Genomic DNA, 20835 nt, shown 5'->3' with positions numbered 1-20835 from the left:
AAATACCCTAAATACCTTAGATAGCGACTTAAATCGAAGAGAGCTTGTTATGAGTGATGAAATTAATCTGCCAATCTTTACTGCTTTACCTGTCTCTAAAGTAACAAATAAGCCTGTGCTGCATTTTGCTCATGCTAATGGTATGCCAAGTGCGGTTTATCAGCCATTCTTTGAGAATTTAGCAGAATTTTTTACCATTGAATATATTGCTATGCTGGGTGCGACGCCTGATTATCCAGTCGATGACCATTGGCGCAGCCTTACACAGCAGATTATTGATAGTGTCAAAAATGCATGTGAAAAGCATGGCGTGACGCAAGTAGTGGCAGTGGGTCATTCGCTGGGTGCGATGTGTACCTTGCAGGCATTGTATCGTGCGCCGCAGTACTTTGCCCAAGCGGTACTCATGGATCCGCCTTGGATCTATGGCAAAGTGAGCTTGCTATGGCACTTGGCAAAGACAGCGGATAGGTTGCCTATGATGAATAACCGCCTGATGGATAAGCTGTCACCAGCTGGCGTGTCTAAGCATCGCCGTGATGTGTGGGATAGCCGAGCAGATGCGTATGATAGGATGCGGCATAAAGGCTTTTTCAAAAACTTTGATGAGCGTAGCTTTCAAGGCTATATCGAGCATGGACTACATGAGCGTGCGGATGGCAAGGTGACATTGGCGATTCCTAAAGCCAGTGAAGTCGCTGTTTTTCGAACCAATCCATCTTGGTATTGGCTGGCACCAAATCATGGCCCAAAGCCACCTGTTACTTTGATTATCGGACAAGATAGTATCTTTCTAAAACGCCGATTCCCACAACAAATAAAGTCGCGTTTGGGTATTCCTTATGAGACACATGCCGGTGGTCATATGTTCCCACTTGAGCATCCAGAGTCGGTCTCGCAGCAAGTATTATCATTGATTGAGCGACAGTTGCCAAAATAATCGCTGATTATCATTTACGCTCATGATTGCTTATGTTAATGCTAGGGCGTGTCCTCATTTTAAAAATGGTGATAAAAACGAGATAAATTGCCGTCAAACAAGGAAAGTAGCGCAAATAATATCGAGATATTAATAAGCTATTTGACGATGTTTGGCAAAATTTAGCCATTTTTAGCCCATTTAGAAAGTAATCGATTGAATTGAGGACACGCCCTAGATGCGAGCTGATGAAATATCCGTTTGAGTAATGACTTTATGCTAAAAAATGCTAGTGTTTCGCACAATCTTAATACACCGCCTAAGCGCACGCCGCTATTTTCACGATTGGGTGTGTTTCTACTGACTGTTGGCATGCTGATGGCATTTTTTATCAGTCAGCTGCTAGGCGTGTATATCGCTGGCAAGCTGGTATTACCGGCTGCTAAAAATTCAACCATGGCTGATATTTTCTTTTTCGGCAGCAACGATGGCACTGTGGTCAGCCTCTCTATTATGATAGGCTGCGTGCTACTGGTTGCTATTAGCCTTTTGGTTATTCATATAAAAGGCGGCGATAGTCGTCAGTATTTAGCACTAAAGCCGTTTTCATTTGCTGTGGGTATGGGAATGCTTGGGCTGCTATTGATATTTATGATTGGCAGTCAGGCATTGACTTATTTGCTTGATAAATCGCCACTGCTTTTCGTCGACCCTTTATATCAGTCTGTCAGCTCAGTATGGCTGTTGATATTTGCAATGGCCATTGTTGCGCCAATCTATGAAGAGCTAGTATTTCGTGGTCTGTTATGGTCGGCGATTGCAGAGCAATTTACCTCGCCAACTTATCCAAAGCACCGAGGGGCAATCGTAGCAAGTGTCGTGACCAGTTTGATATTTGCGGTGATTCATGTGCAATATGGTATTTATGAAATCAGTACCATCGTGGTATTAGCATTGATATTTTGCTACGCGCGTATCAAGTCAGGCTCGCTGTTACTGCCGATATTGTTGCACATCGTGAATAATGGGGCGGCGATGTGGCAATATCTTGCGCAAACCGCCTAAATGAATAATGGCTATTTCGGCGTTATTAGTGCACTTTTATAGCCACCGTCATGATGATGGATTTCTTAAGCATCAGGATTTAGTAGTAATACCTCATCCGCTGCCCGTTTGATATCGTCGATCGTTAGCTGAGGTTTACCACTCAACGCCTGCCGCCATTTGCGCGCACCCATCAGTCCTTGAAACAATCCTAAATAATGTCTCGTCATCGTTGGGAGTGCTTCACCGTTAGCAATCTGCGCCTCCAGATAAGGATAAAGCTGCGCTAGGATGTCTGAACGCTTAGGTGCTGGTTCGTCCCATAAGCTATTGGTTTCTGCTAATAGGTAAGGGTTGTGATAAAACGCGCGCCCAATCATCACGCCATCCACATGCTGCAAATGTGCTTCGATGTCTTTAACGGTATCGATACCGCCATTAATCTCGATATCAAGCTGTGGAAAGTCTTGTTTGAGACGATAGACATCCTCATAACGTAGCGGTGGTATCTCGCGATTTTGCTTGGGGCTAAGCCCTTGCAGCCATGCGGTACGTGCATGGACAATAAAGCGTGTGCAACCCGCTGCTGCCACTTTCTCTACAAAATCCACCATAAACTCATAACTGTCAAAATCATCAATACCAATACGATGCTTCACGGTCACGGGGATATCGACTGCTGCTTGCATGTGTTTGACCAAATCAGCGACCGTATTAGGCTCCGCCATCAAACACGCACCTATTTTATTATGCTGCACGCGATCAGAGGGGCAGCCAACATTGATGTTGACCTCATCATAGCCATGTTGCTGAGCAAATTCGGCACATTGTGTCATCTCGCTAATATCTGCCCCGCCCAGTTGTAGTACGAGCGGATGCTCAAGCGTATCAAAGCGCAGATGCCGTGCTCGATTGCCATGTATGAGTGCGCCCGTACTGATCATCTCGGTATACAAATAAACATGCGGATTAAAAAGCCGTGCAAAATAACGGTAATCGGTCGTTGTCCAATCGATCATGGGTGCAACTGAGAGTCGTTTGTTGGTCATATCAACCATGGTTTTTGAGCCTTAATATTTTAATATTGGTGTCTTAAATAAATGAATAAGGCGCAATGTATGAGACATGACATTGCACCTTAACTTTGTAACTTTAATCGTTATGCGGATAATAGACAGCTATTAGTAGGGCATACCCTCACTCTGAAAAAAAGCGACTAAATGGTTTGAAAATGGCTAAATTTTGCCAAAATACGTCAAAAATCTAGACAATATCCCGATATCCTCTGCGCTATTTTTCTTGTTTGGCTGCAATTTATCTCGTTTTTATTCACATTTTTAAAATGAGGATATGTCCTAGATAACGTGGTCGATTTTTTTGAATTCAGGCAAATTGTAAAAATAAATCCCCATTATTATGCCGATAAAACCGATAAACGTAATATAAAGTGCTGGTGAGAAACTCACATATAGCGTGGCATAACCCAGCCCGAAAGGCACGAGTACCCCAACAATACCGTAGGCGACATTATAACAAAAAGCCATTCCTGTTAACCGTACATTGGTCGGAAATAACTGTATAAGGATGGCAGGTATCATACCAACGACGCCAGCACAGAAGCCCAAAAGCGCATACATAATGAGGATGTAGTCGCCACTGGCTTGCAGATGGTAAAAAAATGCTAGCATCTGAGCAATTAAAAGAATAGAGCCTACTGTCAGAATCTTACCGAAATTTTGATGGTTAGATATTATCCCATAAAAGATGCAACCAAGAACCATGAATACAATACCTAGACTGTGTGAAAATCCAAATAAATCGCTGTCTAAGGTAAAACGTAATTCAATCAAATCGGGTAGCAGTAGCACGACAACAGTCGTGATGCTAGAAATAATAAGCGTGAGAACCATACCGATAAATAACGAGTGTTTGCAATGCTTAAAGAGTAAGTTGAATGGTTTAGCAACATAGTCATTCGGTTTTGAGTTCTTCATTTCAATAAAAAACGGTGACTCATCTATCCATCGCCATGCCAATAATGGCACTAAACTCAGAATGGCCGCGACGAAAAATGGTAAACGCCAGCCGTAATTAGCCAGTTGCTCAGTCGTCATGGAATTGGTCAACCAAAGAAAAAAGGCATTAGAAAATAGTACACCTACATAAAAACTGGCGGTAACATAGCTACAGGCTACTGACGAATATTGGCGTGGTACATGCTCTGCCACAAAAACCCAAGCGAGTGGTACATAAAGACCAAATGCCATGCCTTGTATCAGTCGCAAGACTATAAATAAGGTTGGTGCAATCAATCCCCATTGTCCATAAGTAGGTAAGCATGCCATCGCCAACAAGCTGACCGCCGTCACTAATATACTGATTAGCAGTATGGGTTTTCGGCCTTTGATATCACCATAACGACCAAAGATGATACCACCAAGTGGGCGTGCTAAATAACCGATCGCAAATAGTCCAAGCCCCTGCATTTTTGTAATAGCAGGGTCGATATTAGCAGGGAAAAAAGCCGCTGCCATGATATCTGCTAAATATAAATAAATCAAAAAGTCAAAAAACGCGACTGCGCTGCTAAAGCAGATAAACAGTACTGTGTTTCTGTCTTTAGAAGACATCAGTGCATATTGAGAACGAGAAGGCATAATAAGTCACGCATCCACATATAATAGTATTCGTTAAGCCGATTATTATCTGGATAACCGACTATAATAAAAAACGACAAATCAGTATGAAGAAATAATGATTTGCCGAAAAAGTAAAGATGTCTGAGCTAAAATAGTTGAGCAAAATGCATCGAAATTAAGAGGGTCTGAAAGATGCTCAAATTAAAAAAATTGGGTTGAAAAAATAACTCAATGGTGGTGTGTTGTTTAAATATGACTGAGTTATAGAGTGTTTGTGATAGTGACAGCTATAGTAGCCAATCAATAGGTAACCATGACATGATGGTCAGCCAGACATGATCACTGATGTCGACGCGAGGCTCTGAATCGTAAACCACCTTTTTATCATTTTCCATGGTATGCCACTGTAGCTTACCATTATCTGATAGTTTGACTTCATAAGCTTGGTTTAGCAGGTCATCGCTCAGTGCACCATGTAATTGTTTTGCCAGCTCATCATCATTGATGATCACACCCATCTCTGTATTGATATTGGCAGAGCGAGGATCGACATTATATGAGCCAATGAATACTTGATAATCATCAACGGCAAAAGTTTTTGCATGTAGACTGGTTGAGGATTGACTGCGAGCTTTCCAAAGCTTGTTCTCACGTTGTTCTTCAGAGGCAGTGGATTTCAGCTCGTAGATTTTGACACCTGCGCGAAGCAAGTTAGGGCGCCATTGACTATAGCCAGAATGTACAGCGGTCACGTCGGTCGCATCAAATGAGTTGGTCAAAATCTTGATATCAATGCCTGCTTCAGCCAATTGCACTAAAGTATTGACGCCATCTTTGGTGGGTACAAAGTAAGAAGAAATGATGGTCAGCTTCTTGGTTGGGCTGCCTAACAAAGTACGTAGTTGATGCACCAAATTGGTATCTGCTGGTACCGTTTTGGTCAGCTTGCCCACATCATCACTCAAGAACTGCATATCTGTCCAACGAAAAGGCACGCGCTTATTGACCAAGTCACTGTCTATCGTTGACTCTTCTAGCGCTTCTTTATACACCGTCAAATGGTTATCACTACTTTTTTCATCTTGACCAAGCTTGTCCAGTGCCGTTAGGAAATCAGGCGCTGTACTGTTGTCAGGCTTTACTAGAGTTTCGATATCGAATGACAAGGGCGACGACCAATAGCTTGAAAAACTGTTGTCAATATCTGCGACGACTTTACCAATGAGTAAAACATCCAAATCGGCAAATTGACTATTTTGGTCATTGCTTAAATATTCATTACCAATATTACGTCCCCCAATGATGGTAATCTGCTTATCAAAAGTCATGCTTTTATTGTGCATGCGGCGATTGATACGTGGCAAACCTGTGACGTAGTTTAATGTTTGAAACTTACGGTGCATCAGCGGATTGATGATCCGTACCGCGATATTCGGGTGACTGGAAAAACGTAATAAATGCTGATCGAAGGTGGCATCATTATTAAAATCATCTAATAGTAAGCGTACAATGACACCGCGCTCAGCCGCTTCCCACAGATCTTTTAATAGTAGCTGACCGGCTTGGTCATTATGCCAAATGTAATATTGCGCATCGATATTACGTGTGGACATATCCGTTAAGATACTGCGAGAAGCAAAGGCATTAGCACCAGTTACAATGGGATGATAGCCAGATAAATCTGGGTGAATATCATTCTGCTCGCTAATGGACGCTACCAGATCAATGTTGTTGATTGCAGATGTGTCACTTTGTCCAGCTTCTTGAACGTCTTCTTGTTGATATAAGGCATGTACTCGTGCCGATAAAGCTTGGCTTTCAGGCAAGTGCGGCTGCTTTGGTAAGACCTGACATCCACTAAGACCTAAGGTAAGTCCGAGTGTTAGACTCAACGATAAGTTGCTTGGTTCTATACTGAACATCGACATAAATGAATTACCTTAGTGAACCTTAATCTTAATATGATGAAGTATTTGTTAGAAAATAAGCAGTAGGGCGTATCCTCATTTTTAGCCCATTTAGATGACGATTAATTGCGTTGAGGACATACCCTAGTTCATCGTTTATTTTATCGATGATAGTACTGATGACGAAGCGTATGACCCTATCGCCCAAGGCAAAAGTCAAATCGCCGCTAAGCTTATCAGTTGTCGCCATCCGTGCCTATGATAAATACGTTATTTTTGTTAGATTCAGCGAACTATCCTGACATTATTTATCTATCGTTTAGATAAAGTTTCTCTTTCATCTTGTTTTAATGAAGGGGCAAATGAGTATTCTAAAATAATATTTAGCCATCATTTGAAACCAGCTGTGTGGAATAAGTTGACATGATATGATAACGCTGATGAATTCGGTCGATAATCAGAAGAATAAGCAGTCATTTTATATCAATCAAAATACCAACCAAGCAACGGAATATTTATGAGTCAATCGCAAGCCCATGATGATAACAACGTAGATAAACTAGATCCAAACTGGCGCAGCGACGCGCTCAATTTAGCTCTCGATTATGGTATGCAAACCATTGCTGTACGGGCAGGGCAACATCGTACCGATGAGGGTGAACACTCAGAAGCCATTTTTACCACCAGCTCTTACGTGTATACCTCAGCGGCAGATGCCGCCGCACATTTTAATGGAGACAAGACTGGTAACGTGTATTCACGTCATACCAATCCGAGTGTGCGTACCTTTGAGCGTCGTTTGGCAGCGCTTGAAAACGGTGAGCGCGCAGTGGCGACAGCTTCGGGCATGGGGGCGATTTTAACCATGTGCTTGGCATATCTAAAAGCGGGTGACCATCTGCTTGCTGCCAATCAATTATTTGGCTCATCGATTGGTCTATTTAATAATTATATGGCAAAGTTTGGTGTGGAAGTCAGCTACGTCGATTGCTTTGATAATGAGGCGTGGGCAAAGGCGGTGCAGCCAAATACTAAGGTGATTTATTGTGAAAGCCCAAGTAACCCATTGGCGCAAATTTGTGATATCGGCTATTTAAGTCAGCTGTGCAAAGCCAACGATATCTTATTGGTCGTGGATAACTGCTTTGCCACGCCCGCATTGCAGCGTCCGCTTGATTTGGGTGCGGATGTTGTAATTCATTCTGCCACTAAATATTTAGATGGTCAGGGTCGAGTGCTCGGCGGCGCATTGGTCGGTAGCGATAAGCTCATGCAAGAGGCGTTTACCGTGGTACGCTCAGGCGGTATCAGTATGAGTCCATTTAACGCATGGGTCTTTACCAAAGGGTTAGAGACGCTGAAATTGCGTATGCAAGCGCATTGTCAAAATGCCAATCAAGTGGCAGAATTCTTGGTCAATCACCCCAATGTTAGTACCGTACATTTCTCAGGCTTAAGCGATCATCCTGCTCATGAGCTGGCGACGCGCCAACATCATATGAAAGGTGGCTATGGTGCTATTATGGGTTTTGAGGTAAAGGCTTCTGATGACACTGATTCGAATAGTCGTGATTCAAAAGCTGCCGCTTGGCATGTCATTGACTCAACACAAATGGTTTCTATCACCAATAACTTGGGCGATGCCAAAACGACGATTACCCATCCTGCGACCACCACTCATTTTCGTCTGACTGCCGAAGCTCGTGCCGAAGCTGGTGTCAAAGACGGTCTTATCCGTTTATCAGTAGGCTTAGAAGATGTAGAAGATATCATCAAAGATTTGGCACGTGGTTTAGACAGTTTGTAAAGATAACGGTATAATCGCGGTTAGCACTTTATATTAGTAAAATATCAATCATTTATTATTAAAAAACAAAAGAGGCAACTATGAATATTCAAGCATTAATGCAACAAGCACAAACGATGCAAAAGAAAGTCGAAGCAAACGTTGAAAACGCTAAAAAAGAGCTGGCCAATAAAGAAGTGCAAGCCGAAGCGGGTAGTGGCCTGGTAAAAGTCACCATGACGGGTCGCCATGTGGTCAAGCGTTTGACTATTGATCCAAGCTTACTTGAAGATGAGCCAGATATGATCGAAGATCTTATCGCTGCTGCTATCAATGATGCAGTGCGTCAAGCAGATGCGCTATATGAAGAAACCATGGCTGGCGCGACCTCAGGTATGGGTCTGCCACCAGGTATGCAAGGCATGTTCTAAGTAGCTGGTTTTCAAACGCTAAAGGCTGCATATTAAAGAAAAAATGGGGTTGTTATCGACACGATACGACCCCATTTTCATAGCTACGGTTTTTAAATAAAGGAAGATGCTTTGCTGACAGCCAAATTTGATCAGCTGGTCAAACAGCTGCGTATTTTGCCGGGTGTGGGTCAAAAAAGCGCCCAACGTATGGCGCTACATCTGCTGACCAAAAAACGTCCACAAGGTATGGCACTTGCCCAAGCGCTTGATGAGGCGATGCGCGATATCGTCGAATGCCATCGCTGTCACAGCTTTAGTGATGACCATATCTGTCCGCTGTGCCAAGATCCGCGCCGTGATGATAACTTATTATGCGTAGTCGAAACGGCAGCAGACGTGATGGCGATAGAGCAGACCGCCGGCTACCGTGGTCGCTACTTTGTGTTAGGTGGGCACTTATCACCGATTGATGGGATTAGTGCTGATGATTTAAATATTGATCAGCTGGTTTGGCGGGTTAAACAAGAGCCTGTTGAAGAGTTGATATTGGCGACTGGCACGACTGTCGAAGGGCAGACCACCGCGCACTTTATCAGCGAGGCAGTCAGTCGTCATGTCAATAAGGTCACACGTTTAGCGCAAGGTGTACCAATGGGCGGCGAGCTTGAATACTTGGATAGTATGACACTTGGTCAGGCCATGCAAAATCGTTCATTTTTATAGCACACTGACATTTTTCATAGCACTTTTTTATAAAACCCAAGTCTTGTCCATTTTATTTCATGAAATTGTTATAATTGCACTATTATTATTTTCATTTCTCATTTTATTAAAACGCAGATTAGCGTTTTATTCTTTCATATTTATGCAGGTATCTGCCCGTGTCCAACAATACTTCAACAGCGTCGACTGCTGCCACCCAATCAAACCTTGCAGACAACATTGCTGCTACTGATGATTTATTAGAACCATCAATCAATTCTGAAGTAGAGTCAGCAGATCTACCGCCAGAGCCAGATATTGATGCACTGCTAGATAGTGCCGACGAAGCTGCTGTCACGTGGGTGCGTGAGCAAGATGGTTTGGCTGAAGTTATCGATGCATTGGCGACTTGCGGTCGGGTGGCGTTAGATACTGAATTTATCAAACGTGATACTTATTATCCGCGCTTGGCATTGGTGCAGCTGAATACTGGCAATCATGTTTATTTACTAGATGCTCCGCAGTTGCAACTAGCCGAACTGTGGCAGGCGCTGGCCAAAGTTGATGTGGCTATTTGGCATGCATGCGGCGAGGATTTAGGGATTTTTTACCTACTATCTGGTTGTCCGCCGTTGACCAATATATTTGATACGCAAATTGCGTTGTCTTACTTAACCGGTCAATTGCAAATGGGCTATCAGCAGGCGCTTGATGACCAGCTAGACATGCACATTGATAAAGAACACAGCCAGTCCGACTGGCTACAACGTCCATTATCAGACGAGCAAGAGCAGTATGCGATTGATGACGTACGCTTTTTGCCAGCGCTCTATTTGAGTCTTGAATACGCGCTAAAAAAGCAAGGTTTGTACGATTATGTCTGGGCAGACTGCCAGCTTTATGCCAGTGATTTGTACGATGCTCAGCATGTTGAAGACAGCGCAATGTACCTAACAATGGCAGATTATCGTTATACTTCACAGCAGATGGCGATACTGCAAGCGGTTGCAACATGGCGCGAGGAGCTGGCGCGTTCGACCAATCAGCCACGTACGTTTGTGATTAAAAAACAAGCAGTACGTGAGATCATCACCGAAAAACCAAGCAATATGCGAGAGCTTGCGCACAAAACCACGATGCACCGTAGCATGTTGCGACTGTATGGTGAAGAGCTGCTCAAGGTAATCAAAGAAGCAAAAAATCTGCATCCTGCTGAATATCCTGACTGCCTATTACCGCCGTATCGCTCAAAAAATAAAGTATTGTCAAAAGCAGTACAGCAAGCGATCGATGATCACGCACGAGCTATCGGCGTACCTGACAATGTATTGATGCGTAAAAAGTGGCTTGGGCAATTATATGAAGTGATTGCTTTTGATAAGGAATTAAGCGAGCTGCCAGAAGGTTTAAAAGGCTGGCGGAGTGACTGGGTCATGGACACCTTGATTCCAGTCATCGAAAAACATAAAACTGAGTTGCAGCAGGGTATGGGTATCAATGTTCGATAAGCCATAAGATTCTATCATTGATAAAAGATGATGCTTTTCTCAATACGTAAGCTTGTTATGCTCGAATTGTCCATGTTGTAAAAAATACTTGGTTTGCGCGGCTACGGTTTTATCGACCAGCATCCCAGTATGCGACACGGGCAATACGATATGATCTGTAGCAGCCTCTATTTTGGTTTCTGCTACATATACTGTGCCATCATGTAGCAGATGTTCTGCTGATGGCATTCCATCTGCCTGACGCAGTTTTAGATTATGATACTGTAAAAACAGCTGACCCAAACCGTAGGGGCGATTACCTGCAATTACACCAAGAGTAATGTGTTTTGGTAATGGCGCTACGGTGCCATCTAAAGCATCGATGTATGAGCGTCCCACCATGGCTGGGGTCAAACGCCAAATATAGTCTGCACACACACTGCCTACATGCGGTGTCCCAAGTGTCACGCAGCGTCCTATCTGCCATTGCGGATAAGCAGTGACAAAATCACGAATAATTAAACCGCCCAAACTATGACCGACCAAATCGATCGGTTGGTCTGGCTGATGATGCTTTTCTAGCCAGATGTTGAGACGTGCGCTATGGGTTTTAATACCATCACGCATACTACGATAACCGAATTGATGAGTATCAAATCCTGTTGCTTGCAAGCGTTTGGCGAGCGGTCGCATGATCCAAGCGGTTTGGTGCAGACCATGAATAAGAATAACGCGGTTTTTTTGTTGCATAGCAGTGTCCCAGTAATTTCTTCGAAATTATTTTAAGATGAAAAATTTGTTATAAGTACAAGATTTTATTACATTGGTTTTTTATAATTTATAGCCAATCCCCTATAATATGGATACGGTGTCAGGCTCGCTTAGTCTACTATTTGTAGTACTTTCACGCGCCTTCCTTGTATCCACATTATATTGAACAGACTATAGTCTAATAATCATATTACCTATTAATTTGATAGATAAAAAGTAAGCAAAATAAAAACCTCCAAATCAGCTGCTGACTTGGAGGTTTATTTTTTTATAAAAAGCGACTTATGATTTATCGAAGACTACCAATTACATATAGTTTTCGATACTTGGACAAGAACACATGAGATTCTTATCACCATAAGCGTCATCGACACGTGCTACGCTTGGCCAGAATTTATGGGCGCGGATATAAGGCAGTGGGAATGCTGCTGTGTCACGGCTGTATGGATGTGTCCATTCGCTATTGGTGACCATTGCAGCGGTATGTGGCGCATTGACCAGTGGGTTGTCTTCTAGTGTCCAACCCTCTTCGCCAGCTTTGGCTTTCATTGCTTCGGCTTTGATAGATTGTAGCGCACTGATAAAACGATCTAATTCTTCTTTAGATTCAGACTCAGTTGGTTCAATCATCAATGTACCCGCAACTGGGAAGCTCATCGTTGGTGAGTGGAAACCGTAATCCATCAAGCGCTTAGCAATATCGCTTTCACTGATGCCAGTCTCTTCTTTCAACGGACGAATATCAATGATACATTCGTGCGCAACGCGACCGTTTTTGCCCGTATAAAGGACAGGGTAGTGGTCTTTTAATTGAGCAGCGACATAGTTAGCATTCAATAATGCCAGCTCAGTTGCTTTTAATAAGCCATCACGGCCCATCATGGCAATGTACATCCATGAAATTGGTAAAATGCTTGCTGAGCCATAAGGTGCTGCTGATACGGCCGAGCAGTCTTTTTGCGCATTATGCACAGGGCTCAATGTATGATTGGCCATAAATGGTGCCAGATGCGATTTCATGCCGATAGGGCCCATGCCTGGACCGCCGCCGCCATGCGGGATACAGAAGGTTTTATGCAAGTTCATGTGCAATACATCAGCGCCAACGTCGGCAGGCTGCATCATGCCAACCTGTGCATTCATATTGGCACCATCCATATAAACTTGACCGCCATGCTTATGAATGAGGTCACAGATTTTACGGATGCCTTCTTCAAACACGCCATGTGTTGATGGATAAGTAATCATCAAGGCACCTAGATGGGCGCTATTTTCTTCACACTTAGCGGTTAGATCATCGATATCAACGTTACCATTGTCATCGGTTTTAACCACGATTACTTTCATACCCATCATCATAGCCGTCGCAGGGTTGGTACCGTGCGCTGACTGAGGGATTAGACAAACATCACGGTCAGTTTCGCCCAATGACTCATGATAGCGGCGAATCGCTAATAGACCCGCATATTCACCTGAAGCACCAGAGTTTGGCTGCATAGACACATCATCAAAACCAGTAATCGCTTTAAGTTGGTCTTGTAGGCTATCAATCATGGCGATATAGCCAGTGACTTGATCACGCGGTGCAAAAGGATGCACATTGGCAAATTCAGGCCACGTAATCGGCAACATTTCACTGGTGGCGTTCAGTTTCATGGTACAGCTACCGAGTGAAATCATGCTACGGTTCATCGCCAAATCTTTGTCTTCAAGCGACTTTAAGTAGCGCAGCATTTCATGTTCGGTATGATGAGAGTTAAATACTGGATGGGTTAAGATATCATCGGTACGCAGATGTGCGCTATCGAGTGATACGCTCGCCGCTTCGGGTAGGTCATGTGCTTTACTAACAAATAGCTGGGTTAAAACGCTAAAGTCTTGTTGATCGCTAATTTCACTAAATGAAACAGCAAGCTTACTGTCGCTTAAACGCCATAAGTTATAACCAACATTGTCCGCATTTTCAAAAATCTGGGTTGCCAGCTTCTCTGAACCACAATCAACGACGACGGTATCAAAGAATTGATCATGTACCACATTTAAGTTGCTGTCGTTAGCACCTTTAATAACATCAGCGAATGCAGTAGCAAAAGCATGAATACGAGTAGCGATACGCTTCACGCCACCTGGGCCATGATAAACGGCATACATACCGGCTAGGTTGGCGAGCAATACTTGTGCGGTGCAGATGTTTGAGTTGGCTTTTTCACGGCGGATATGCTGCTCACGAGTTTGTAGTGCCATACGTAGGGCGGTATTGCCTTGTGAGTCTTTTGATACACCGATGATACGACCAGGTGCTGAGCGCTTAGCTTTATCAGAGAACGCAAAGTAGGCGGCATGTGGACCACCAAAGCCCATTGGGATACCAAAACGTTGGGTGCTACCTAATGCTATGTCTGCGCCCATATCGGCTGGTGACTTTAAGAGCACCAAGCTCATGATATCACTGACGACGCTCACGTAAGTTTTATTTTTCTTCACAGCAGCGATGACGTCGGTTAAGTCTTGTACGTCGCCTTCAACACCGACATATTGGAAGATAGCACCAAAATAATCGCCTGATTTGGCCAGTTCGAAATCACCAACCACCACTTCCCAACCAAAGTACTTGGCACGGGTATTAATGACATCTAATGTTTGTGGATAGATACGGTCATCAACAAAAAACTGCGTTGATTTGCTTTTGCTGACACGCTTTGACATTGCCATAGCTTCTGCTGCTGCGGTTGCTTCGTCAAGCAATGACGCGCCAGCAAGCTCAAGACCAGTCAAATCAATACAAACTTGTTGGAAATTAAGCAACGCTTCTAAGCGACCTTGGGCAATCTCTGCCTGATAAGGTGTGTACGCTGTGTACCAGCCTGGGTTTTCAAGGACGTTACGCTGAATGACCGCTGGCATACGTACTGGCGAGTAGCCTTGTCCGATATAGCTCTTATTAACGGTGATGTCATCTGCCATAGTACGCAATTTGGCAAGCGCGGCATGCTCACTCATCGCGACTGGCAAATCTAGCTCTTTATGCAAGCGCACTGGTTCAGGCACGGTATCGTTGATGAAGCTCGCCATGTCTTGATAGCCAACTGCACTGAGTAGGTCAGCTTGCTTGGTCTCATTGGAGCCTAGATGACGATAGACAAATTCAGCTTCGTTGAATAAACCTTTAAAGGTATCAAACGTTGGGTTTTGCGAGATAGTCATGACAATCCTTGGTTAAGGGAGTAATAAAGGGATGGCTAAAATAAAAAAATGGTTTACGATTTTATACGTAATGGACAAATTGCTTTTGGTCAAAGCGGAACTGAGTGTTGTAAACGCCATTATCAGCACGCTCGCCAGCACCAATCATCATAATGATATGTTGATCATCGCTTAGATTTAACAGGCGCTTCATGGCAGGCTCATCAAAGCCACCCATCGGACAGCTATCAAAGCCATGCGCGCGTAGTGCAAGCATTAGGTTTTCAGCCGCAAGGGCGGTATTGTTGGTTGCCCAGTTTTTGGTGTCTTCAAAAGTATAGTAAGGTGATTTAATCGGACCTTTTACCCGTCTGACCACTTGTGTCGCACCCCATTTAGCTGCTGATACCACATTGGCAGGCCCTCGTAAGAAGTCCATGGCAACGACTTTGGTGTAGTAGTCTTTGACTTTTTTTGGTACTGGCTTATCAGGGTATTCGCGCAATATTTGCTTGGCATGGTCATGCCACACATCGGTGCGAGCGACGACAGCGATTAAGCGAGCGGCGGTTTTCGCTGCATTTTGATTCATGCAGTTTTTCACCGCGCGTTGGCGCTTATCTGCATCATCAATCACATAAAATTCCCATGGCTGTAAATTGCTAGAGTTTGGCGCAAGCATGGCCAAACGCAAACAGTCTGCTAACACATCATTAGGTATCGGTGTATCGGTAAAACGACGGACTGAACGGCGTGATTCAACCACCTCGCGAAACGCTTGCAGCTGCGGTGTATTATCAGGCGTGGCAAAGTTTGCTTGATTATCAGTGTCAGGGGTCATATGAGAATCCATGCTGGAGATTAAGTGATCAACTTGGGGCATTATTGAGAACATTTCTTCAATAGCGTCTGACAAGTGGTTGATATAAATAAATCAGATAGCGATTGGAAGCAATAAATTGAGCGATAAGCATTTTAGGAAAAGCATACAGATATAAGCTGACGCTAATATCTGTCATAACAAGCTACGTTTTTAAGGTTTTAAGTAGCGGCATGTAAATAAAACACCGCTTTTAAGAGAGAAAGTGAAGCTGATATTACAGCTCGTTTTCATACTCATCAGCTGTCATCAGCGCTTCATAGTCAGCGATATTGTCAGGCTTCATTCTGAAGAACCAACCTTCGCCGTATGGGTCAGAGTTGATGATTTCTGGATCGTCTTCTAGTGCTTCGTTGATTGCAACGATTTCACCTGAGATAGGCGCATAAACATCAGAGGCCGCTTTTACTGATTCAACTACTGAAATTTCATCATCAACGGCGATGATGTCACCCACGTCTGGCAATTCAACAAACACCACGTCACCCAATAGGTCTTGAGCATGGTCAGTGATACCAACAGTGATAGTACCGTCGTCTTCTAAGCGTAGCCACTCGTGGCTGGCGATGTATTTTAGTTCTGCTGGGATATTGCTCATGGTCTCTCTCCTAAGTGATAGAGGATGGTTAACAAAAATAGTGGACGTTAATAATAGAGTTTATAATGCCTACGAGTCAAACTGCTGCTTGCCATTACGGACAAACGGTAGCTTAAGAACACGCACATCAACGAACTTGCCTTTACCGCGCAGATCGACCTGAACGCTATCATCATCTGATACGCTGGCAGGCACACGGGCAATCGCAATCGAGTTTTTTAGGCTAGGGGAGAAGGTGCCACTGGTGATAACGCCAGTTTGCTCATTGTCTGTGCCTTGATTGATGATTACGGTCATGCCTTCACGCAATACACCGCGTGTCGTTAGCAATAAGCCAACTTGCTTCATGGCAGAGTTATCGTCTTTTGACTGTTGACGCTTGCTAACCAAAGCGTCACGACCGACAAAATCACGCTCATCTTTAAGCGCGAGTGTCCAGCCCATGTTGCACTCGTAAGGACTGACGCTGTCGTCCATGTCATGACCATAAAGGTTCATGCCCGCTTCCATACGCAAGGTATCACGCGCGCCAAGACCAGCAGGCTTGACGCCATGGGCTTTTAATTGCTCAAAGAAGGCTGGTGCATCGTCGCCATGCATGATGACTTCGACGCCATCCTCACCCGTATAACCGGTGCGAGCGACGAACCAGTCTGTGCCCTCGATGTCTGTTAGATCAGCACCAACGAAAGGCTTAAGTCCCGCCAAGGTATCTGCCCAGCTAGGTTTGGTTTGTGCCAGTTTTTCAACAGCGTTTGGTCCTTGCACGGCAATCATCGCAAGCTCTGGACGCTCAGTGATGCTGATGTCAAAACCCTCGGCGACTTTCTCAAATTGTGCCATGTCTTTATCACGAGTAGCAGCGTTTGAGACGATACGGTATTCAGTTGCGTCTTCGTTCATTAGATAAACGATTAAGTCATCAATGACGCCACCTTGCTCGTTGAGCATGCCAGAATATAGCGCTTTACCGACATTTTTTAGTTTATCGACATCATTGGCCAGTAGCTTTTGTAGCCATGCTTTGCTGTCAGCACCTTTGACATCAGCGACGACCATATGTGAGACGTCAAACATACCAGCATCAGTACGCACCGCTTCGTGCTCTTCGATTTGTGAACCATAATGGATTGGTAATTCCCAACCAGAAAAATCCACCAGTTTACCGTCACTATCAACGTGAGACTGATAAAGAGGTGTGCGTTTAGGGGCTGAAGTGTTGGCGATTTGAGCAGTATTATCTTGAGTAGCGGTCATAACAAATCCTTATGTGAACATCAGCTGTATTCGATAACCCGTATTAAAAACAAGTATCAAAGTATGAGGGCTGATGTGCATTATTATAGTAGCGAGAAGCAATATTGCAGGGCGCAAGCATTGCAACCAAGGGTAGCACAGAAAAATAGCGCAATCCGCCAAACAGACGCTGAACGTCGGTTTAAGCAAAAGCCCTATCTGTCCTGTAACCTGAGATTTTCAACACGAACCATCATTGCAAGTTTTTAAAAGCACCAGCCTTAAAAACCAAATAAAATGATGTCGCATTTTCTCCCCTTCGGTGGGTAAGGCGTCGTCCGTCCTTACCGCTCTCCAGATTTGTTATGCCTTGTGTTTGGGTGTGCTACGCGATTGACGGTAGACAGCGAAACAGTCGTGACATGTGTTTTTCAGTCCTTTTACCTGAGCGATTGGCAGGGTGGATGCGCCTTCGGTGGTCATGTAACAATCATCAGCGCCAGCTCATCAATATGAACGCGCCTTATATCTTGCTCAAGACTCTCTCCTGAAAAACGCTTTTATTATGAAAGGTTCAAGGCGCTTTTACAAGCCATCTACGCGATTAAAATGAATAATTTTGGCAAAAATGACTTTTTGTGAGAATAATCAATACTGTATCGATAAGTCGATAGTTTTGCATTTGGTGGATAGTAGTCAATTTAGCACGAATGCCCATCGCAAAACGTAAAGCGACTACTGATATTCACCTAAAATATGCTAATCTATGGCGATAGTTTCTGATAGGTTATTTTTATGCATTGTGATATTTATAAATTCCCCAAGCACGACGATATGTATGTCTATATTGCCCGCCCTGATTATCCTGATGATACCGACGAGATTAAAGACTGGCTGGGTGTGTTACCAAAAGATTTCCGCGCCAGCTTAGGGCGTAGCAAATTTGTGATGCATTTAGACTTAGCCAATACGCCGACGCTTGCACGTGTTGATAAAGAAGAAGTACTGGCAAAATTACAGTCGCAAGGGTATTTTGTGCAAATGCCACCGCAAGATGTCATGCGCCGCCAAGCGGAATTACGTGCACGCGAAGCACAAGACAATATTTACGATTAATGGATGTTTTTGAAGTGTATTTTTGATAGGCATCTTTTGGATATGTTGCATAAAAGTTAGCAAGAAAAAGCTTACGACACATTTGCGCTCATGCATTTTGGTCGAAAGTCGTGATAAACTAGCAGGCTATGTAAGATAAGCAGCAAGAAAAATGGCAAGGTGTCATGTCTTAAAGGCTTTGTCGATAATATTTACAGTATTATTTATAATAGAACAGCACACACTGTTTATCGTTAAGCGCGAAAATGCGCTGCACAATTTATAAACGCAGGTAACTATACACGCATGGACTGGTTAAAAGGTATTATAAACAGCTTACCGCTGGAAGCCATAAGCGATATTCTCGGCGAAATTGCTATTTGGTGGGGACAGATGGTAAAAGATGTGCCACCCGCAGACTTACCGATGTATGCGTATCTGGGTGGTGTCGTTATTGTGTTGGTATTGTGGTTGCTGGTCGCTCGTATGCTACCGCGGCCGTTGGGCGGTATAAGTTGGATGATGTTATTTGCTGTGTTATTGGCACCTGGCACAGCCCTTGGCGATCCAAGTGTGATTGCCCCCGCTAGTATCGCCGTGGTTTATGCGATTATGATGAAAGACACGGCTGGCGCGATTACTAACATGCTGCCGATACTTGTCGTGTTAGTGGTCGGCTTGTTTGTGGGCTTCGTTTGGCAGCTTATTCGCGGTGCCTTTGAGTCAAGTCTAGATAAAGCGCGTAGTCGTACCGCAGAAGATACGCAAGCGACCATGCAGCTGACGACTGGTAGTTATTTGACAGAAAGTGCGACTTTAACCGACCAAGCTACTGTTGCTGAACAGTCTAATAAAAAGCCTTTAGTGGCTAATCCTCAAACAGACGTTAGCTTAAAAAAAGACAGCAGCTTAGCTAAAAAATCCAATACGGAAAAGTCTGATAAGCAGTAAAGTGATATTATAGAAGTGATATCAAAATTTTGCTAGAGATGAATAGTTTTTGGATTTATGATAGTTACATAAAAGACATTATCAATAAAAAATATTGTGAATAAAAAGCACCATAAAAAAAGACACCATGCGTGTCTTTTTTTATGAAAAAACGTTTTTGACTGAGACGGCGAAGAGCTAAGACCTTTTTACTATATAGGTTATTTGTCAGCAACTACGAACGCATGAGTATTTTGGCAATCAATCATGCTGTGCTAATCTAAATAATTATTTATTTACCATGGATTGCTTTTATCCCTGTTATGGCTCTTGACAGCCTTAATCTATAACAATAACTGAGACTTGATTATGACCACGACTGATAAAACGAAAAAAAGCTTTACCGGTACGCAAAACTATATCGCCACTGACGATTTGCAGTTGGCGGTCAACGCGGCGATGACGCTACAAAAACCGCTACTTATTAAAGGCGAGCCGGGCACTGGTAAGACATTGTTGGCGGAGGAGGTAGCTGAAAGCTTAGGTATGCCGCTGATTACGTGGCACATCAAGTCAACCACCAAAGCAGAGCAAGGGTTGTATGAGTACGATGCCGTATCTCGCTTGCGTGACTCGCAACTGGGTGATGATAAGGTGTATGAGATTGGCAACTATATCAAGCCCGGCAAGCTATGGGAGGCATTTACCAGTAACGAGCGCAGTGTGTTATTGATTGATGAAATTGATAAAGCTGATATCGAGTTCCCAAATGACTTGCTTCATGAGCTCGATAAGATGTCTTTTTATGTTTATGAGACAGGGGAAACCATCACTGCTGAGCAACGTCCTGTAGTAATTATCACCTCAAACAATGAAAAAGAGTTGCCTGATGCTTTCTTGCGTCGCTGCTTTTTCCATTATATTGACTTTCCAGAAGAAGCAACCATGCGTCAAATCATTGACGTGCATTTCCCTAATATCCAAGAAAAGCTGGTCAATGATGCACTGGATATATTTTATAAGCTACGTAATGTTCAAGGGCTTAAAAAGCCGCCATCAACGTCTGAGCTTGTCGATTGGTTAACTTTGCTACTGGCTGATGATATGGCGCAAGCAGAGTTAGAAGAAAACTTACGCGGTGAGAAGTCTATTCCACCGTTATATGGTGCGCTGCTTAAAAATGAAGCCGATGTGAGCTTGTTGCAACGCTTTGCTAATATGATGCGTCGTTAAGCTCCAGACCAT

17 protein-coding genes and 2 riboswitches are annotated in these 20835 nt (G+C 43.7%); of the genes, 9 read left to right on the top strand and 8 right to left on the bottom strand.

The annotated features are described in order from the left end of the window. Positions 1-49: 49 nt before the first annotated feature. Together JMX93_RS06375 and JMX93_RS06370 are read left to right on the top strand one after the other, a co-directional pair. Complete coding sequence (locus tag JMX93_RS06375) at positions 50-940, top strand: alpha/beta fold hydrolase (RefSeq protein WP_499204224.1); 891 nt, start codon at positions 50-52, stop codon at positions 938-940. 255 nt (positions 941-1195) lie between these two features. Beyond that, positions 1196-1984, top strand: a complete 789-nt coding sequence (locus JMX93_RS06370) for a CPBP family intramembrane glutamic endopeptidase (protein ID WP_499204223.1) — start codon at positions 1196-1198, stop codon at positions 1982-1984. A gap of 65 nt (positions 1985-2049) precedes the next feature. Here the strand turns inward: JMX93_RS06370 and dusA are convergent, their stop codons facing one another. From dusA to JMX93_RS06355, 3 genes are all read right to left on the bottom strand, one after another. Beyond that, positions 2050-3021: a tRNA dihydrouridine(20/20a) synthase DusA gene (dusA, locus tag JMX93_RS06365; protein ID WP_499204222.1), complete on the bottom strand. Its 972-nt coding sequence runs from the start codon at positions 3019-3021 to the stop codon at positions 2050-2052. A gap of 297 nt (positions 3022-3318) precedes the next feature. Next, the gene (locus JMX93_RS06360; protein ID WP_193012694.1) at positions 3319-4620 is read right to left on the bottom strand and encodes an MFS transporter; all 1302 of its coding nucleotides are present in this window, start codon (positions 4618-4620) and stop codon (positions 3319-3321) included. Between the two features lie 269 nt (positions 4621-4889). Continuing rightward, positions 4890-6530, bottom strand: a complete 1641-nt coding sequence (locus tag JMX93_RS06355) for a phospholipase D family protein (protein WP_499204221.1) — start codon at positions 6528-6530, stop codon at positions 4890-4892. Between the two features lie 496 nt (positions 6531-7026). On the opposite strand from JMX93_RS06355, the gene JMX93_RS06350 reads away from it, so the two are divergent. The 4 genes from JMX93_RS06350 (at position 7027) to JMX93_RS06335 (ending at position 10918) form a co-directional block, all read left to right on the top strand. Further along, positions 7027-8316: an O-succinylhomoserine sulfhydrylase gene (locus JMX93_RS06350; protein ID WP_499204220.1), complete on the top strand. Its 1290-nt coding sequence runs from the start codon at positions 7027-7029 to the stop codon at positions 8314-8316. Between the two features lie 80 nt (positions 8317-8396). After that, positions 8397-8726, top strand: a complete 330-nt coding sequence (locus JMX93_RS06345; RefSeq protein WP_045445429.1) for a YbaB/EbfC family nucleoid-associated protein — start codon at positions 8397-8399, stop codon at positions 8724-8726. A gap of 111 nt (positions 8727-8837) precedes the next feature. After that, on the top strand, positions 8838-9431 hold the full coding sequence (recR, locus tag JMX93_RS06340; RefSeq protein WP_193012697.1) for a recombination mediator RecR: 594 nt from the start codon (positions 8838-8840) through the stop codon (positions 9429-9431). A 158-nt stretch (positions 9432-9589) separates the two neighbouring features. Then, entirely contained in the window at positions 9590-10918 is a 1329-nt protein-coding gene (locus JMX93_RS06335) for a ribonuclease D (RefSeq protein ID WP_499204219.1), read from the top strand. Positions 10919-10957: 39 nt separating this feature from the next. Here JMX93_RS06335 and JMX93_RS06330 read toward each other — a convergent pair whose 3' ends face one another. From JMX93_RS06330 to gcvT, 5 genes are all read right to left on the bottom strand, one after another. Then, a complete protein-coding gene (locus JMX93_RS06330; RefSeq protein ID WP_499204218.1) occupies positions 10958-11647 on the bottom strand; it encodes an esterase/lipase family protein in 690 nt (229 codons plus the stop codon). Between the two features lie 327 nt (positions 11648-11974). Beyond that, positions 11975-14872, bottom strand: a complete 2898-nt coding sequence (gene gcvP, locus JMX93_RS06325) for an aminomethyl-transferring glycine dehydrogenase (protein ID WP_443558719.1) — start codon at positions 14870-14872, stop codon at positions 11975-11977. Between the two features lie 61 nt (positions 14873-14933). Further along, positions 14934-15692, bottom strand: a complete 759-nt coding sequence (locus tag JMX93_RS06320) for a nitroreductase family protein (protein ID WP_198331244.1) — start codon at positions 15690-15692, stop codon at positions 14934-14936. Between the two features lie 256 nt (positions 15693-15948). Then, positions 15949-16329 carry a glycine cleavage system protein GcvH gene (gene gcvH, locus JMX93_RS06315; RefSeq protein ID WP_193012700.1) on the bottom strand — a complete coding sequence of 127 codons (381 nt, stop codon included), beginning with the start codon at positions 16327-16329 and terminating at the stop codon, positions 15949-15951. Between the two features lie 69 nt (positions 16330-16398). Further along, the gene (gcvT, locus tag JMX93_RS06310; RefSeq protein WP_499204217.1) at positions 16399-17586 is read right to left on the bottom strand and encodes a glycine cleavage system aminomethyltransferase GcvT; all 1188 of its coding nucleotides are present in this window, start codon (positions 17584-17586) and stop codon (positions 16399-16401) included. 188 nt (positions 17587-17774) lie between these two features. Continuing rightward, positions 17775-17933, bottom strand: a riboswitch (glycine riboswitch). A 54-nt stretch (positions 17934-17987) separates the two neighbouring features. Next, positions 17988-18125, bottom strand: a riboswitch (glycine riboswitch). A 235-nt stretch (positions 18126-18360) separates the two neighbouring features. Here gcvT and JMX93_RS06305 point away from each other — a divergent pair. From JMX93_RS06305 to JMX93_RS06295, 3 genes are all read left to right on the top strand, one after another. Next, positions 18361-18681 carry a YcgL domain-containing protein gene (locus JMX93_RS06305; RefSeq protein WP_198331246.1) on the top strand — a complete coding sequence of 107 codons (321 nt, stop codon included), beginning with the start codon at positions 18361-18363 and terminating at the stop codon, positions 18679-18681. 285 nt (positions 18682-18966) lie between these two features. Further along, positions 18967-19611 carry a hypothetical protein gene (locus JMX93_RS06300; protein ID WP_193012703.1) on the top strand — a complete coding sequence of 215 codons (645 nt, stop codon included), beginning with the start codon at positions 18967-18969 and terminating at the stop codon, positions 19609-19611. A 348-nt stretch (positions 19612-19959) separates the two neighbouring features. Continuing rightward, positions 19960-20823, top strand: a complete 864-nt coding sequence (locus JMX93_RS06295) for an AAA family ATPase (RefSeq protein ID WP_443558726.1) — start codon at positions 19960-19962, stop codon at positions 20821-20823. Positions 20824-20835 lie beyond the last annotated feature (12 nt).

Origin of the sequence: Psychrobacter muriicola 2pS, assembly GCF_904846535.1 — a bacterium.
Taxonomy (GTDB): Bacteria; Pseudomonadota; Gammaproteobacteria; order Pseudomonadales; family Moraxellaceae; genus Psychrobacter; species Psychrobacter aquimaris.
Note: the sequence above shows the minus strand (reverse complement) of the source record. Positions and strands in the feature narration are given on the sequence as shown.